This is a genomic window from Paeniglutamicibacter sp. ZC-3 (assembly GCF_025847175.2).
Lineage (GTDB): Bacteria > Actinomycetota > Actinomycetes > Actinomycetales > Micrococcaceae > Paeniglutamicibacter > Paeniglutamicibacter sulfureus.
Genome location: NZ_JAOYTG010000015.1, coordinates 90,043 through 106,617, shown reverse-complemented (window position 1 = coordinate 106,617; position 16,575 = coordinate 90,043). Strand labels below are relative to the sequence as shown.

Annotated in this window: 15 protein-coding genes and 1 pseudogene; 13 read left to right on the top strand and 3 right to left on the bottom strand. The window is 67.9% G+C overall.

Annotation, left to right across the window (positions count from 1 at the left end; all coding sequences use genetic code 11):
- Nucleotides 1-216 precede the first annotated feature (216 nt).
- Entirely contained in the window at nucleotides 217-948 is a 732-nt protein-coding gene (locus tag OIU93_RS15040; protein WP_264270870.1) for a FadR/GntR family transcriptional regulator, read from the bottom strand.
- A gap of 154 nt (nucleotides 949-1,102) precedes the next feature.
- On the opposite strand from OIU93_RS15040, the pseudogene OIU93_RS15035 reads away from it, so the two are divergent.
- The 9 genes and pseudogenes from OIU93_RS15035 (at nucleotide 1,103) to OIU93_RS14995 (ending at nucleotide 11,232) form a co-directional block, all read left to right on the top strand.
- A pseudogene (locus tag OIU93_RS15035) lies at nucleotides 1,103-2,722 on the top strand (ABC transporter substrate-binding protein).
- Between the two features lie 108 nt (nucleotides 2,723-2,830).
- Entirely contained in the window at nucleotides 2,831-3,784 is a 954-nt protein-coding gene (locus OIU93_RS15030) for an ABC transporter permease (protein WP_264270869.1), read from the top strand.
- Nucleotides 3,785-3,786: 2 nt separating this feature from the next.
- The gene (locus tag OIU93_RS15025; RefSeq protein WP_264270879.1) at nucleotides 3,787-5,826 is read left to right on the top strand and encodes a dipeptide/oligopeptide/nickel ABC transporter permease/ATP-binding protein; all 2,040 of its coding nucleotides are present in this window, start codon (nucleotides 3,787-3,789) and stop codon (nucleotides 5,824-5,826) included.
- On the top strand, nucleotides 5,823-6,689 hold the full coding sequence (locus OIU93_RS15020; protein WP_264270868.1) for an ABC transporter ATP-binding protein: 867 nt from the start codon (nucleotides 5,823-5,825) through the stop codon (nucleotides 6,687-6,689). Before OIU93_RS15025 ends, OIU93_RS15020 begins: the two co-directional genes overlap by 4 nt.
- Entirely contained in the window at nucleotides 6,686-7,612 is a 927-nt protein-coding gene (locus OIU93_RS15015) for a dihydrodipicolinate synthase family protein (RefSeq protein ID WP_264270867.1), read from the top strand. Before OIU93_RS15020 ends, OIU93_RS15015 begins: the two co-directional genes overlap by 4 nt.
- A gap of 4 nt (nucleotides 7,613-7,616) precedes the next feature.
- Complete coding sequence (locus tag OIU93_RS15010) at nucleotides 7,617-8,618, top strand: ROK family protein (RefSeq protein ID WP_264270866.1); 1,002 nt, start codon at nucleotides 7,617-7,619, stop codon at nucleotides 8,616-8,618.
- Nucleotides 8,612-9,295 carry an N-acetylmannosamine-6-phosphate 2-epimerase gene (locus OIU93_RS15005; protein ID WP_372342940.1) on the top strand — a complete coding sequence of 228 codons (684 nt, stop codon included), beginning with the start codon at nucleotides 8,612-8,614 and terminating at the stop codon, nucleotides 9,293-9,295. Before OIU93_RS15010 ends, OIU93_RS15005 begins: the two co-directional genes overlap by 7 nt.
- Nucleotides 9,292-10,911, top strand: coding sequence for an exo-alpha-sialidase (locus tag OIU93_RS15000; protein ID WP_264270864.1), 1,620 nt, complete (start codon nucleotides 9,292-9,294; stop codon nucleotides 10,909-10,911). Before OIU93_RS15005 ends, OIU93_RS15000 begins: the two co-directional genes overlap by 4 nt.
- A 111-nt stretch (nucleotides 10,912-11,022) precedes the next feature.
- Nucleotides 11,023-11,232: a helix-turn-helix domain-containing protein gene (locus tag OIU93_RS14995; RefSeq protein ID WP_264270863.1), complete on the top strand. Its 210-nt coding sequence runs from the start codon at nucleotides 11,023-11,025 to the stop codon at nucleotides 11,230-11,232.
- A 39-nt stretch (nucleotides 11,233-11,271) separates the two neighbouring features.
- On the opposite strand, the gene OIU93_RS14990 is transcribed toward OIU93_RS14995, so the two are convergent.
- Entirely contained in the window at nucleotides 11,272-12,513 is a 1,242-nt protein-coding gene (locus OIU93_RS14990; protein ID WP_264270862.1) for an acetate/propionate family kinase, read from the bottom strand.
- 595 nt (nucleotides 12,514-13,108) lie between these two features.
- On the opposite strand from OIU93_RS14990, the gene OIU93_RS14985 reads away from it, so the two are divergent.
- Entirely contained in the window at nucleotides 13,109-13,312 is a 204-nt protein-coding gene (locus OIU93_RS14985) for a cold-shock protein (protein WP_264270861.1), read from the top strand.
- Between the two features lie 477 nt (nucleotides 13,313-13,789).
- On the opposite strand, the gene OIU93_RS14980 is transcribed toward OIU93_RS14985, so the two are convergent.
- Nucleotides 13,790-14,464, bottom strand: coding sequence for a TetR/AcrR family transcriptional regulator (locus OIU93_RS14980; RefSeq protein WP_372342939.1), 675 nt, complete (start codon nucleotides 14,462-14,464; stop codon nucleotides 13,790-13,792).
- Between the two features lie 123 nt (nucleotides 14,465-14,587).
- Here OIU93_RS14980 and OIU93_RS14975 point away from each other — a divergent pair, with 123 nt between their 5' ends.
- From OIU93_RS14975 to OIU93_RS14965, 3 genes are all read left to right on the top strand, one after another.
- Nucleotides 14,588-15,349 (top strand): hypothetical protein, encoded by a 762-nt coding sequence (locus tag OIU93_RS14975; protein ID WP_264270859.1) that lies wholly within the window; start codon nucleotides 14,588-14,590, stop codon nucleotides 15,347-15,349.
- Between the two features lie 395 nt (nucleotides 15,350-15,744).
- Nucleotides 15,745-16,236 carry a DUF6326 family protein gene (locus OIU93_RS14970; RefSeq protein WP_264270858.1) on the top strand — a complete coding sequence of 164 codons (492 nt, stop codon included), beginning with the start codon at nucleotides 15,745-15,747 and terminating at the stop codon, nucleotides 16,234-16,236.
- Nucleotides 16,237-16,306: 70 nt separating this feature from the next.
- A complete protein-coding gene (locus OIU93_RS14965) occupies nucleotides 16,307-16,534 on the top strand; it encodes a hypothetical protein (RefSeq protein ID WP_264270857.1) in 228 nt (75 codons plus the stop codon).
- The last annotated feature ends 41 nt before the right edge of the window (nucleotides 16,535-16,575 follow it).

Here is a 16,575-nt window from a genome sequence, read left to right as displayed (position 1 = left end):
GCGTCCGTCAGCTCATAACAGCCCACGAATCCTTCGCATGATTTCGGACATCGGGAAGGCCCCGATTCCATCTACTCAAATCTAGGTTCGCAGACATCTTCCGTAGTGTCAGGGATTTTTATCTTCAGTTGTGCTGCCAGCATCCCCACGATTTTCACTACTGATTGCAGACTGACGAAAGGTGCCCGTAGACCGCGACTAATACGATCGGGGAAGCTAGCTCCCGACAGTGGTGTGGATCAGTCCGCGGATCCCGTCAAAGTGACCTGCCATGAGTTCTCCCGCTTTTGCCTTGTCGCCCGCTGCCACGGCCTCGTAGATTTCCCGGTGGTTGCGGGCGGTCTCGACGAGCAGGTCGTCGGTCGGGTCCATTTGCTCGTGCAGCTTCGAATAGGCGGACCAGAAGACTCCCAACAGGTTGGTGAGCATCCCGTTATCCAACGGCTCGAAGAGCCCGCGGTGGAAACGCTCGTCCGCCTCGCCCAGCGGCTGTCCGGCCTCGGCCTTGGACTCCATGTCTTCCACGGCGGCGCGCACGGCCTCCAGCGCGGGCGCCGTCATCGCATCGATGGCGGCGCCGATCAGCCCGGACTCAAGAGCCTGGCGGACCTCGACAAGTTCCAATGCCTCGTGTCCGCCGTTGCGCAGCGAGAGCCGCGAGTGGAACTCGAGGGTCGCGGCGAGCGCGCCGAGCTGCTTGGTGGCCACGAACATCCCGTATCCGTGCCGCACATCCACAATGCCCAGGGCCTGGAGTACCTTGAGCGATTCGCGCACGGTGTTGCGTCCCACTCCGAGCACCTCGACGAGCTCATGCTCTGTGGGCAGCGGATCCCCCGGAACGAGCCCGCGCTCAAGGATCAATTCCATGATTTCCTGTTGCAGGGCCTGCAGCCGGTTGGCCGCGTTGGCCCGTGCTTGCCGGCCGCTTGGCTGTGCTGCGCTCATCGGGGATTCCCTTTCATCTACCGCGTGGTGCCTGCCGGTCCCGCGGGGTGCGGGGCCATGGTTGACGTTCAATGTGACTTCGCATACATTGTACTTCAGGCATAGGACATCCTACATCCGATCTCCACTTCCATCCCACTCGAGGTGACCCACCATGACGCAACACAACGAAGTAATGAACATGGCCAGCTCCCGCCGCAATTTCCTCAAGATCGCCGGGGCCATGGGCGTTGCCGGCGCCTTCGCCGCGACTCTCTCTGCCTGCGGGCCCAGCGGCGCCACCGGCACCGCGACCACCGGGGCGGCAGGTGCCGCCGGGACCAAGCCGATCGAGGCAGGCATGTCCTACGCCCTGTCCACCGGGTTCGACCCGATGACCTCTTCGGGCGCCACCCCGATGGCGGCGAACCTGCACATCTTCGAGGGCCTGACCGAGTTGCACCCCTCCACCCGCGAACGCTACCTGGCCCTGGCCGCCGCCGAACCCGTCAAGGTCGGCGAACTGGGCTACGAGATCAAGTTGCGCTCCGGTGCCACCTTCCACAACGGGGACCCGGTCACCGTCGAGGACGTCGTCTACTCCTTCGACCGCGTGCTGGATGCCAAGAATGCCTCGCTCTTCGCCCAGTTCATTCCCTTCATTGACAAGGTCGCCGCCAAGGGCAAGGACACCGTCTCCTTCACCCTGAAGTACCCCTTCCCGCTCTTCGCCGAGCGCATTTCCATCGTCAAGATCGTCCCCAAGAAGCTGGCCTCCGCCGACCAGGCCGGCTTCGACGCCGCCCCGGTGGGCACCGGACCCTACAAGCTCATCTCGGCGGTCAAGGACGACAAGATCGTCTTCGAGAAGTTCGAGGCCTACAACGGCCCCATGGCTGCCAAGGCCCCGGGCATGACCTGGTTCCTGCTCTCGGATGCAGCTGCCCGCGTCACCGCCGTGGAGTCCGGCCGCGTCTAGGCCATCGAGGACGTCCCCTACCTGGACATCGAGCGGCTCAAGGCCAATGCGACAGTCGAGTCCGTGCAGTCCTTCGGCCTGCTCTTCTTGATGTTCAACTGCGCGCAGAAGCCCTTCGACAACAAGCTGGTCCGCCAGGCCCTGCACTACGGCCTGGACACCCAGACCGTGATCGACCGCGCCCTGCTGGGCAACGCGACCGCCGCCAGTTCCTTCGTGCAGGAAAACCACCCGGGCTACCACCGCGCCTCCACCGTTTACACCTACGACCCGGACAAGGCTGCGTCCCTGCTCAAGGAGGCAGGGGTCACCGAGCTTTCCTTCGAGCTGCTGACCACCGACACCTCCTGGGTCAAGGACGCCGCCCCGGTGATCATCGAATCCTGGAACAAGCTTCCCGGGGTCAAGGTCACGCTCAAGTCCATGCAGTCCGGTGCCTTGTATCCCGACCACGTCGACTCGGGCACCTTCCGCGTCGTCGCTGCCCCGGGCGATCCCTCGGTCTTCGGCAACGACCTGGACCTACTGCTTTCCTGGTGGTTCCGCGGCACCGTGTGGCCGCAGGACCGCTTCCGCTGGCACGAATCCAAGGAATACGCCACGGTGCAGAAGCAGCTGGATGACGCGGTCCGTGCCGCCGACCCGGTCGCGGCACAGAAGGTCTGGAACCAGGTCATTGACCTGATCGCCGAGCAGGCACCGCTCTACCCGATCCTGCACCGCATGCTCCCGACCGCCTGGAACCCGGACACGCTCACGGGCTTCCGCCCGCTGCCGACCACCGGACTTTCCTTCGTGGACGTCGCGCACGCCTAAAAATACTTGGCGCGCCGCCCTCCCCCTCCCCCATGGCGGGCGGGCGGCGCGCCAATTCTTTCCCAAGAATTCTTTCCTCCATTCCCCAAACCGAGGAGCACCATAGACGTGGGCAATATCCTCCGCCTGCTGGGCCGACGCCTGGCGGCACTGCCACTGATGATCCTGGGCGTCACGCTGCTGGTCTTCCTGGTCCTGCAGTTCTCCCCCGGCGACCAGGCCACCACCGCGCTCGGCGAGGGCGCCAGCGAAGAAGCCAAGGCCGCCTACCGCGCCGAACGCGGTCTTGACCAGCCAGTCATCGCCCAATACATCGCTTTCCTGGGCCGCCTGCTGGTGCTCGACTTCGGCAAGACCACCCCGCCGGCCCAGCCGATCTCCGACATCATTGCCGGTGCCTTCCCGCTGACCCTGCAGTTGACCTTCTTCGGCGTGGCCATCGCCGTGGTGCTCTCCCTGCTCCTGGGCGTCACCGCCGCCCTCTACCGCGACCGCTGGCCGGACCAAGGCATCCGCGTGCTGTCCATCGCCGCGGTGGCAACCCCCTCCTTCTGGCTCGGCATCCTGCTGATCCAGTGGCTGGCCCTGGGCACCGGAACCTTCCCCTCCGGCGGTTTCGTCCCCTTCAGCCAGGACCCCGCCGGCTACTTCCGCTCCCTCGCCCTGCCCGCCCTGGCCCTGGCCATCCCGGTGTGCGCCTCGCTGATCCGCGTGGTGCGCACCTCCATGGTGGAGGAGATGGACAAGGACTACGTCCGCACCGCCATCGGCAACGGCGTCCCGCGCCCGGAGGTCATCCGCCGCAACGTGCTGCGCAACGCATTGATCACCCCTGTCACCGTGCTGGGCCTGCGGATCGGATACCTGCTGGGAGGAGCGGTGGTCATTGAAATGATCTTCTCGCTGCCCGGCATGGGCCAGCTCATCCTCAACGGCATCACCAACAACGATGTCTCCCTGGTCCAAGGTGTCACCCTGACCATCGCCATCACCTTCGTCCTGGTCAACATCGCCGTGGACCTGCTTTACCTGCTTATCAACCCCCGGATTAGGACGGTATGACCATGCGGTACGGACTCGCTGACCGCCTCAGCCGCCCCGGCCTGGCCTTCAAGGCCCTTCCCCTGGGCTCCAAGGCCGCCCTGCTCTTCCTCGGCATCGTCGCCTTGGCCGCCATTTTCGCCCCCTGGCTTGCCCCGCACGATCCGCTGGCCACCGGCATCCCCGCCCAGGCACCCAGTGCCACCAATCCCTTTGGCACCGACCGGCTGGGCCGCGACATCTACTCGCGCCTGCTCTACGGTGCCCGCTCCTCGCTGCTCATCGGCCTGGGCGCCGTCGCCCTGGCCATCGCCATCGGTGCGGTGCTCGGCGCGATCGCCGCCACGGCCTCCAAGTGGGTCAGCGAATCGGTCATGCGCATCATGGATGTCATCATGGCCTTCCCCGGCATCGCGCTGGCCGCGGTGCTGCTGGCCACCCTGGGCAACTCCGTCCCGGTGATCATCGTGGCCATTGCCGTCATCTACATCCCGCAGCTGGCCCGCGTGGTCCGCGCCAACGTCATGGCCCAGTGGGGCGAGGACTACGTCCGCGCCGAACAAGTGCTCGGTGCCTCGCGCCTGCACATCCTGGTGCGCCACGTGGTGCGCAACACCGCGGCCCCGGTGCTGGTCTTCGCCACCGTCATGGTGGCGGATGCCATCATCTTCGAGGCTTCCCTGTCCTTCCTTGGCGCCGGCGTCCAGGACCCCGCCCCCAGCTGGGGCAACGTCATCTCCTACGGCCGCACCCTGGTGCTCAACGGAGCCTGGTGGGCCACCACCTACGCCGGCCTGCTGATCCTGCTCACCGTGCTCTGCCTGAACGTGCTCGCCGAGGGCCTCACCGACGCCATGGTGAACCCGCGGCTGCGCAAGCCGGCAAAGATCACCGAGAAGGACAACACCGCCGCCGCGGTGCTGCGCGCCGAGTCCGGCCACGAGGCTGCCGCTGCTCACCTGTCCTCCTCCGCTGATGCGGCGACCCCGCCGCTGCTCGCCGCCCAGCTCGAGGCCCTGCGCTCCACCGAGCTGGGCCGCTCCGACAGGCTGCACCCGGACACCGCCGCCCGCCCGATCCTCGAGGTGCGCGATTTGTCCATCCGCTTCCCCGACCGCTACGGCGACACCGCCATTGTTGACCGGGTCTCCTTCACCGTCAACGAGGGCGAGACCATGGGATTGGTCGGCGAGTCAGGTTGCGGCAAGTCGATCACCTCCCTGGCCATCATGGGGCTGCTGGCACCCAACGCCTCGGTCACCGGATCGATCAAGTTCGAGGGCCGCGAACTCGTGGGCCCGGACAACCGGGAGACCACCCGCGAAAAGCTCTTCAAGGGCCTGCGCGGGGAACAGATCGCGATGGTCTACCAGGATGCCCTGTCCTCGCTGAACCCCTCGATGCTGATCCGCGAGCAGATGGAACAGCTGACCCGGCGCAACGGGCGGATGAGCCCGGAGGAATTGCTCAAGCTGGTCAAGCTGGATCCGCGCCGGACGCTGCGCTCCTACCCGCACGAACTCTCCGGCGGGCAGCGCCAGCGCGTGCTCATCGCCATGGCGCTCTCCCGCTCCCCCAAGCTGGTGGTCGCGGATGAGCCGACCACCGCACTGGATGTCACGGTGCAGGCACAGGTCGTTGACCTGCTCAACGAGCTGCGCGAACAACTTGGCTTCGCCATGGTGTTCGTCAGCCACGACCTGGCGCTGGTGGCCTCCCTGGCGCACCGCACCACCGTCATGTACGCCGGGCAGGTCGTCGAATCCGGTGCCACCGGGCAGCTGCTGGCGGACCCGAGGCACGAATACACGCGCGGGCTGCTCGGCGCGGTGCTCTCCATCGAATCCGGGGCGCAGCGCCTGCACCAGATCCCCGGATCGGTGCCCAGTCCCCGCGACTTCGCTGCCGGGGACAGGTTCGCCGCCCGCTCGCTGGACCCCGCGGCCGATCCGGGCCGCGCGCTGGAGCTGGTGCAGGTCGGTTCCGCCGACCACTACTGGGCCACCACTGCCGATTCCACCGCCACCTCCGACGCCACGTCCTCTGAAGGAGCCAACGCATGAGCACCACCGCCCTGGCCGGCGCCCGCGGCGCCGGCGTGTCAGCCGCCCCGGTCCTGGAACTGCGGGACGTGCACGTCCACCACCGCGCCCGCGGCGGCAAGCTCTTCCATCCCACCATCGTGCGCGCGGTCAACGGCGTCGACTTCACCATCAGCCGCGGGGAAACCGTGGGCATCGTCGGGGAATCGGGGTGCGGGAAATCCACCCTCGCCTCGGTGCTGGTTGGCCTGCGCGAACCGACCAGCGGCTCGGTGCTCTTCCACGATGCACCGTTTTCCCGCCGCGGGGGCGCCCGCAGGGAATTCGGCAAGGCGGTGTCCATCATCTTCCAGGATCCGGCCACCGCGCTGAACCCGCGGATGACGGTGCACGACATCCTCACCGACCCGCTGATGGTGCACGGCATCGGCACCCGGGCCTCGCGCTCGGCCAAGGTCTACGAGCTGCTGGAACTGGTGGGCCTTCCGGCCTCCGCCGCGGAGGTCTCCCCCGCGCAGATCTCCGGCGGGCAGCGCCAGCGCGTGGCCATCGCCCGGGCACTGGCGCTTGACCCGGAGCTGGTGATCGCGGACGAACCGACGTCCGCGCTGGATGTCTCGGTCCGCGCGCAGGTGCTGAACCTGCTCACCGACCTGAAGGCCAAGCTCAACCTGGGACTGGTCTTCATCTCCCACGACATCTCCACCGTCCGCTACGTCGCTGACCGCATCTGCGTGATGAACGCCGGAAGAATCGTGGAGCAGGGCTCCGCCGCCCAGGTCTTCGACAACCCCACCAACGATTACACCCGAACCCTGCTGGGAGCCGCCCCGAGCCTGCTCGCGGCCCCGGCAACCACCCAAACTCCCCTGGAGGAACTATGAGCACCACCCCCGCATTCACCGGCGTCATCCCACCCGTCGTCACACCGCGCACCACCGAGGGCGCACTGGATTTGCCGGGACTGGAGGCAGTGGTCGAGCACCTGGTGGGCGGCGGCATGCATGGCCTGTTCCCGCTGGGCTCCTCCGGGGAAACCCCGTACCTCACCAACGCCGAGCGCACGCAGGTGCTGGCTTGCGTGTCCTCGGCCACCGCCGGGCGCGTGCCCCTGCTGGTGGGCGCCAACGAACAGACCACCGCCCGGGTGATCGAGGAGGCCAGGAAGGTTGCCGCCGGCGGCGCCGACGCCGTGGTCATCACCACCCCGTATTACGCGATCTTCGATGCCGCGGAGGTCAAGCGGCACTTCCGCGCCGTGGCCGCGGCGGTGGACCTTCCGGTCTTCGCCTACGACATCCCGGTGCGCACGCACTTCAAGCTGGCCCCCGAACTGCTGGCCGAACTCGCCCACGAGGGCACCCTGGCCGGGGTCAAGGACTCCTCCGGCAACGACATCGCCTTCCGCCAGCTGCGCCTGCTCACCCGCGAGCTGCCCGGTTTCGCCATGTTCTCCGGGCACGAGGTCATCTGCGATGCCGCGATGCTCTCGGGCGCCGACGGACTGGTCCCGGGCCTGGCCAACGTGGACCCCGCCGGCTACCGCAGGCTCTACGACGCCGCGGTGTCGGGAAACTGGGAAACCGCCGTCAAGGAACAGGACCGCCTGGCCGAACTCTTCCGCATCGTCGAGGTCCCGGATGCCTCCCGCGTCTCCCCCGGCGCCGGCGGCCTGGGCGCGTTCAAGACGGCCCTGGTGCAACTTGGCGTCATCGGCGCCAACACCATGAGCCAGCCCATGGAATCGCTGAACGCCGCCGAGGCAGCGCGCATCGGTGAGATCCTGTCCACCGCCGGGCTGCTCTAGGTCCATGGCAGCACTTCCCCCGCCGGTACCTCCCACCGCCGTCGGCATCGACCTGGGCGGCACCAAGATCGCCGCCGCCCTGGTGGGCGCCGACGGCACCATCTCCTCCCGGGCCTCGCTGCCCACCCCCGCGGCGGCAGGGCCCGAGGCCGTGCTGGATGCCATTGCCGAGCTTGCCGCTCCGCTCTTGGCTGCGGCCGCCGCCGCCGGTGCCCCGGCCCTCGGGGTCGGCATCGGGGCGGCGGGGGTCATCGACCCCGCCACCGCCCGGGTGCTCTCGGCCACCGACCACCTGCCCGGTTGGGCGGGCACCGACCTGCGCGCCGGGCTTGGTGCCCGGCTGGAGATCCACCCCTCGGCCGTGCACGCGGTCAACGACGTGCATGCCCACGCGCTGGGCGAAGGCTGGCTGGGCGCAGCCGCGGGGGCCTCATCGGTCCTGCTGGCCGCCTTCGGCACCGGCATCGGAGGCTCGCTGCTGCTGGAGGGGGTTCCGCTCTTTGGCGCCCGTCAGGTTGGCGGGCATCTGGGGCATGTGCCCAGCGTCGAGGCCGCGGGGCTGCGCTGCCCCTGCGGGGGTACCGGACACCTGGAGGCCATCGCCTCCGGGCCTTCGCTGCACGCGCTCTACCTGCGCAGCGGCGGGGACCCGGAAGTGCCCGACGCGCGTGCGGTGTTCGACCGCGCCGCGGCCGGGGATCGCCTGGCTTTGTCTGCCATCGACACCGCGGCCACCGCCGCCGGGCGGGCGCTGGGCGGGCTGGCCAATGCGCTGGACCCCGCATCGGTCATCGTCTCCGGCGGCTTGGCGGATGCGGGGGATTCCTGGTGGGCGCCGTTGCGCGCCGCATTCGCCGCCGAACTCATCGGCCCGCTCGCCTCCCTCATCCCGCAACCCGCTGCCCTGGGTGCCGACGCCGCGCTGGCCGGGGCCGCCTCCCTGCTGCTGGCCCCCGCCGCTTCCACCCATCTTCCCGCTTCCAAGGAGCCAACCCCGTGCTGTTGACAGCTTCCGATCTTGCCGCGCTGAAGGGCGCGCTGATCGTTTCCGCCCAGGCCTACCCCGGCGAACCCATGCGCGATCCACGCACCATGGCTCAGGTTGCAGCCTCCGCGGTGATCGGCGGGGCCAAGGCGGTGCGCGTGCAGGGCCTGGCGGATATTTCCGCCACCCGTTCGGCGGTACAGGTCCCGGTCATCGGCCTGTTCAAGGACGGGCACGAAGGCGTGTTCATCACCCCCACGCTGCACCACGCACTGGCAGTTGCCGCCGCCGGCGCCCACGTGGTGGCCCTGGACGGCACGCGGCGGCCGCGGCCCGACGGGCTCACCCTGGCCGAAACCATTGTCGGGATCCGCGCGGGCTCCGGAGCCACCGTCATGGCCGACTGCGGCTCGCTGGAAGACGCGATCGCCGCGGCCGCCGCCGGGGCGGAATTGATCGGCACCACGCTGGCCGGCTACACCGGGGAGCGTCCCAAGACCCAGGGCCCGGACCTGGAATTGCTTGAGGCCATTGTTGCCGCTGACCTGGGTGTCCCGGTCATCGCCGAGGGCAGGATCCACACCCCGGCCCAGGCCCGCGCGGCACTTGATGCCGGTGCCCACGCAGTGGTGGTCGGCACCGCCATCACCCACCCGGCAACACTGACCGGCTGGTTCCTCGACGCCCTGGAATCATGAGCACCGAACCGCTTGGCACCCACCGTTTCATCGCCGACCCTGCGAGCGCCGGCCCCCTGGCCACCGGCCAAACGGTCCTGGCGACCCGCGGCGCCGGCGGCTACCGGCAATACCGCATCCCCGCGCTGGCCGTGACCACGGCCGGAACCCTGCTGGCGGTCTATGACGGGCGGCCCACGCTCGATGACCTGCCCTCCCCCGCGGACCTGGTGCTGCGCCGCAGCACCGATCACGGGCACACTTGGGAACCACAGCGCATCCTGCGCACCGGCACCGGGCTCAACGGATTCGGCGACGCCTCCCTGCTGGTGGACCCCGACACCGGCACCATTTTCTGCTTCCATGCCTCGACCACGCAATGGGGCTTCTTCGAATCCCTGGAAGGCACCACGCAAACCCAGCACGTTGACCTCTCCGTCTCCACCGACGACGGCGACAGCTGGACGCACCGCCGGATCACCGGCCAGCTGAAACGCCCCGGGATCCGCGGCATCTTCGCCGCCTCGGGCGCCGGCACCCGGATCGGGCACGGACCCTTCGCCGGCCGGCTGCTCCAGCCCTGCGTGGTGCTGCTGACTGACGGCGGGCGGATCGCCGCCGCGGTGGCCCACAGCGATGACCACGGGCACAGCTGGAGCCTGGGAGATGCGCTGGAACCTACAGCGGACGGCACCCACACCAACGAATCCTCGCTCGCCGCCCTGCCCGACGGAACCGTGCTGCTGCATTCGCGCGCCACGCCGCACCGGCTGTCGGCCCGCTCTCTGGACGGCGGTGCCACCTTCTCCCGCCCCGTCCCTGTCCCGGAACTGCCGGATCCTTCCGACAACGGCTCGCTCATCGCGTTGGCCGGCGGCGGGCTGGTGGCGACCCACAATGCGCACCGGCACCTGCGCCGCAACACCGTGCTGCGGCACAGTCCCGATGCCGGAACCAGCTGGGCCGGAACCGTGGTGCTCTGCCCCGGCGCCTCGGCCTACTCCACCGCCGCGCAACTGCCCGACGGCTCCATCGGCGTGCTCTACGAGCGCGGCGCCTACGAGGACATCGTCTTCGCCCGCATCCCGCTCGCGGCGCTCACCGCATCTGCCGCCCTCAACCCGATCGCCACCGGCCCGATGGACGCAGACCCCGTGCACGGGCCCCGCCCGCTGCCCGGCCACCCGGAACTCCTGGTCGAAGTCGTGCCCCGCTCGATCACCCCCGCTCCCCCGCGGCACTTCGGGTTCACCGAACCGCATCTGGTCCTCGGGCAGGCGGATGCCGGTTATGGGGCTGCGGGCAAGGAGGTCGGCCAGGCCGCCGCGCAGCTGGTGGCTTCCCGGGCCGACCTGCTGGCCAACTATGGCCCGCCCGTCCCGGGCATCCACCCCGGGGACACGCTCACCTCTTCGGCCGCCGTCACCAACCACGGATCAATTCCGGTGACGGTGTATCCACACGGGGACGTGGACGGAGAGTCACAAGCCATCGCCCCGGGTTCCACCGCCGTGTGGCTTCACCTGAACCACCTCGCCACTGCGGCCGACATCCTGCCGCGCATCGACTGGGCTGTCGAATCCGGGCAGGAGGTGCCAGGGAGTCCTCTTCGCCGGACGGGTGTGCATAATCCTTGAAGGGTCGCCGCACCCGCGCCTACCATGGGAACCCATGAGGTCCCCGGAACGGGGAACCTGCGAACCAGTCGTTCAACCGGGGGGATGACGGCACATTGATTGAGGGATGAAATGGTTGAGCCACAAGACCCCGGGGACAGCGACTACCTGAGGGTGGCCGAGGCCGCCGCAGCGATGGACGTGCCGAGGATGACAGTGTACGACCTGGTGCAGGAGGGCAAGCTGCCTGCGGTGAGTTTCGGCAAGTCCTACCGGATTCCCGCCCGGGCCGTTCGGGAGTACCTGTCCGCTGACCGGCACGCGGCGGTGCCGCTCAACTGAGCGTGCCAACCTCGCCGGGAACAGCAGGTACGGCACTGGTTACCGGCCGTGGCGCGGAGGCGGGGTCGCGAGGGCGCCAGGGCCGGCCGGCACCGGATCCGGACGCTGCGCCATCCGCCCGGTTCCGGTCCGGCTCAGGAGTGCGGCCGTGGCCTCGGCGATGGCCCGTTCCTCGTCGGTGGGCACCACCAGCACCGGGAACACGGAGCCGGCGGTGCTGATGCACCGCGGCTCCCGCACCGGGGCCCGGTTCGCCGCCTCGTCAAGGGCCAAGCCCAGTGCCGCCAGCTTGCCGACAACCAATGACCGGAAACCGGCCGCGCTTTCCCCGATGCTTCCGGTGAAGACCAGGGCCTTGGCACCGCCGACGGCCACATGGTAGCCGCCCGCGTATTTTGCCAGCCGGTAGGCGGCCATTTCCAGGGCGAGGCCGGCCTCTTTCCCCCCGTTCGCTGCCACTTTCTCCATGAAGGCCAGGTCGTCAAGGCCGCACAGGGCCTGGAACCCGCAGTGCCGATCCAGCATTTCCTCCGCGCCCTCGGGATCGAGCCCTTTTCGTTGGAGGTAGAGCAGGACCGAGGGATCGATGTCCCCGCACCTGGTGCCCCCGATCAAACCGTCCGCCGGCGAGTAACCCATGGACGTGTCGATGCTGCGGCCCCCCTTGATGGCTGTCACGGATGAGCCATCGCCCAGGTGCGCAATGATGCCGTCGAACTGTCCAACTCCCAGCCCCAGGAAATGCGATGCGGCGCGGGTGACCTGGCCGACCGAGATCCCGTGGAATCCGTAGCGCCGGATCCCGTGCCGACTGTAGTATCCCCCGGGGATGGCATAGCGCCAAGCGGTCTCGGGCATCGTCTGGTGGAAGGCGGTGTCAAAGACAGCCACCTGCGGGATTCCTGGCCACAAGGCGCCGGCGCCCCGGATCCCCTGAAGTCCATCGGGGTTGTGCCGCGGGGCCAACCGCGTCAGGTCCTCCAGCGCGGCGATCGTTTCCTCGGTCAGTGCCACGGGCTCGGTGAATTTCTCTCCGCCGTGGACCACGCGGTGTCCGATGGCATCGATCGTCCTTTCGCCCAGGAACTCTTGCACTTGGTTCTTGATGTGCGCCAGGGCCTGGTTTCCGTCCCCGCTCCCGGAGATCTCCGGGCGCCCGCCACTCTTGGGGACCTCGCCCGAGGCGAGCAGAACCGATGCGTCCTGGGCATCCGCGTGTTCACAGTGGCGCAGTTGGTAGCGGATCGACTCCGGGCCGCACATCAATGCCAGGATGAGCATGGTCCCGCCCCTGACCGCTGCCTGGTGGGGGAAACCCGTCGGTCCATGACGCGTCCGGGGGCAAAGATGGCGGGTGGGGCGCTCCGATGAACAGGGATCTCGGATGTTGTGCGGCAAGGCCGAGTCCTGGTGCCCGGGACGGTGGGTGAACAGGCCATGCTGGATCTCCGAGGTACCCATCGGGGACATCGCCGCCCCGTGGTTAAGGCCGGACCCTGCTTGCCGTCCATCTCCAGTCTAAGAACCCCTCCCCGCGTGAGGGAAGGGATGAAACCACCGGATCCCCACCCGGCCCCGCGGTGCGGTCGGCGGCCGGAAGGACTGCCGCGACTGCCGCGATTGCGCTGAATCCTGGGGGCGTCGCCGTCCGGCTGTCACTCCATGTCCGTCCGAGGGTGCACGTCTCGAAGGTCCCGGAGGCCGATGTTCGGATACCTGGAAGCCGGTACAAACACGAGATCCCGTCATCCGGCAGTGGTTGCAGGTCCAATACATTGTCTTGGCCGAGGCACGGCCGTAGCATTGCGACAGGGAAGATCCCTGTCAACGTCAGCTTCTGGCCGACGGAGATGCGACACAACAAGAGGATGCAACAATGGCAACAGGCGTAGTCAAGTGGTTCAATTCCGAAAAGGGCTTTGGTTTCATCGCTCCCGATGATGGATCCGATGATGTGTTCGCCCATTATTCGGCGATCGCCAGCAGCGGCTACCGCTCCCTGGAAGAGAACCAGAAGGTCCAGTTTGATATCGTCCGGGGAGACAAGGGTCCGCAGGCGGAGAACATCCAGCCTTTGTAATCCCGGATCAAGAACATTCCTCCTTTGCCACGTGCGTTAGCGGGGTCAGTGCCTCCGAAGCGACGGGGCGTTGCGTTTGCAACCGGCCGTCAAGTCTAGGTCGAGCGTACGAGGAGCCTGGTGCCATCGAACACCTGGGGAACCCTGCCCGAAGGATCAACCTTCGGGCAGGGTTCTTTCTTTTGCGTGGGGGAAACGCTTGCGACACGGGCAAAAGGTGCGGTGGATAAGCGGTGGTCCGCGACTCGCGCCGGCAATACTCCGCAGGGTGGGCAGGAGCCTCGACCTGGTCGAAGGCCGCCGTGGGTTCGGCAACGAGCGTGGTTGTATACGGAATCGACCGTAGTTGACTTGGCTGCTGTTGCCGGTGCAGCAGAGGCAATCGACGAGGTCATGTAGGCACCCCAGCCGCACGGCCGCCACGAACCCACTACGGAGCTGCGGCGCAGAGGGCCGCGCGACGGTCCGCGAGCATCGCTATGCGGAGGCTCTCAGGGGTTCGAGGGCGGCCAAGACGAGATCGAGGCCGAAGATGAACTCCTCCGGCGGGCCGTAGCCGGCAGCGACGAGCGCCGCGGCGGACTCGTTGAGGTAGGGGAACTCGTCAGAAGGAAGCTGGGGCAGGAAGACGTCCTCGACCATGTCCGCGAGCTCATCGGCGGTGTCGAACGGCAGGCTGGCTTCCTGCAGGGCGTAACCGTAGACAAGGCTGTCGATCAACCAGTTGGCGTGCGTCGCCATCAAGACCGGGAAGCCAGCCTTCCGCAGGCAGGCGGTGACCGCTTCGTGGTGGCGGAGGTTCGCGGGGCCCGGCGATGTCCGCGACTCCAGCAGGCCGATCGCCCATGGATGGCGTGCAAGAACCTCTCGGGCGGATATCGCCCTGCGTCGCATCGCCGACTGCCAGTCGGTGTCTTCGGGCGGGAGCTCGATCTCCTCAAACACGATGTCGATCATGGCGTCCAGCAACTCTTCCTTGTTCGCCACGTAGTGGTAGAGCGACATCGCGCCCGCGCCGAGCGCGCCAGCCAGCCGGCGCATGCTCAGCCCGTCGACCCCTTCGTGGTCGGCGAGCCGGACCGCCTCGACCACCACCCGCTGCTTGCTCAGTCCCACGTCTGACGCGACCTGGCGTTGCTCCCTCGCAGACACTCGTCACCTCGCCCTTTCGAAAGCCTTGACAATAGTACAGCGTACGCCCATAGTCTACCGTACAGCGTACTTCGTACGGTGTACGGGCCGCGAACGTCGCGGTTCGGAGGTGAGGAGGCTCCCATGGGAATCAAACAGCGATCGAATGCCGGAGCACGGGTGGTGCCGGGGGCGAGTCCGGCCGGGACGGCGACGATGCGGGTTGTCGGCGCGACGGCGATCGCGCTCGCCGCGTCGATGGTGATCCAGAACGCGATGTTTGTCGCGACCGGACCTCCGGGCTACGGGGACCCGATCGAGGAGGTGCTCGCATGGCATCAGCAGAACCGGGTCGTGGTCGCGATCGCGGTCGGCCAGGAGGCGCTGCACTTGCCGCTGTTGCTCGGGTTCGTGACCGGCCTCCACGGGATCGTCGGGCGTCGCGGGGGTGCGGGCGCCCACTGGTCGCGCCTCGCGGTGGCCGCGGGCGCAACTCTCTCGGCGGTCTTCGCGCTCTACTCCGTTCTGTGGATCGGCGTTGTACTGTCCGCCGGCGAGCTCGCCGAGCCGACCCCAACGTTCGAGCTCGCCTGGCAGCTGCATGCAGCAGCGTTCGCGCTGGCTCTGCCGGCGCTCGGCACCACCTTCATCGGAGCTACGCTGGCGGCACATATGAGCGGGCTGACGCCGCCATGGCAGCGTCTGCATGGCCTGCTCGGAGGAGGCCTGCTGCTCGCCGCCGGGGTGGCCAACCTCGCGATCGCTGACGGCTCGGCGCTCCTGTTCGTGGGGCTGCCCGGCCTCGCCGCCTGGCTCGTGTGGCTGTTTGCGACCGGCGTACGGCTGGCGCGCGTTCGAACAGCCGAGCGCCCCGAGAACGCATCAACCGACGACGCGGAGGAATGATGGGAACCGAGATCAAGGAAGCCGCGATCGCCGCAGCAACAGCGGACGCGGCGGGCGCTGGCTCGGCCAATTCGGCCGGATCGTCAAAGCGCCCGTGCTGTCCGGGTCCACCCGTCAGCAGTCGAAACCCTTCCTGCCGGTCGGGAAGCGCCAGGACCTGCTCGCCCTGGCCGACCTGCTCACGACCGGACAGGTCACGCCCGTCATCGACCGCACCCACCCGCCTCGACAAGGCAGCCGACGCCCTCTGCCACGTCGGGGCCAGCCACAGACGAGGGAAGGTCGTGATCACCGCCTGACGACCGGACCGACGAGATCGACCCAACCCGTACGTATACACACCCAAACCTGCCGCCACTACGGCGGACGGACAGCTCACCTTGAAAGACGAACCGATGACCACCCGAACGAAAACCCCGAACCTGCTCGACAACCCACCGATCCCAGTGCAGGCCAAGCTCGCGGCAGCATGGACCAGCCTCATGTTCCTCGTTATCTACATCGACTACTTCCACCTCTACCAGCCCGGCGAAATAGACGAAATCCGGGGCGGCGACATCTTTGTGTTCGAAATCAGCGGGACATTGATGTCCATTTTCTTCGTGGTTATCGCGACCCCGGCCCTGATGATCATGCTCTCCATGACGTTGCCCGCCCGTGCCAACCGCATCACGAACCTCGTCGTGGCATTGCTGTACATCCCAGCCGTGGGGATGAACTTTTTGGGGTCGCCCCCGGACTATGCCTTCTACTACGCCTTCACCATCGGAGTCGAGGTGCTGATCCTGGCCTTCATCCTGCGCGCCGCCTGGACCTGGCCACGCACCGCACCGCCGGCTACCATGCCGACCAGCCGTGAGACCGTTCGCGCCAACCGGCCCAACTGATCCGCATCCGCCCCTTGAGCCGGTACCCTTCGTGTTCTACGGTGGAATCCCACCGAGCAGGAGGTACGTCATGGGTGAAGTCATTGAACCACTGGACGCCGGGGACGCCGAGGCCATTGCCGCCGGGATGATCGCGCCCGACGAGGCGAGGCCCGTGGATGAACCCGACACCGAGCCCGGCCTGGACAGCGAGCGGCCAGTATTGCTGGAGGAGCGGAGGGGCAGCGAAGCCACCCCGACAGCTGGATCCGGCGACGGCCTGGATGTTGAGTACACCGCGGATCCCGCCGATCAATAGGCGCCTGCGGCAACCCTCCCCCATCATTTCCCCGGGGCGCT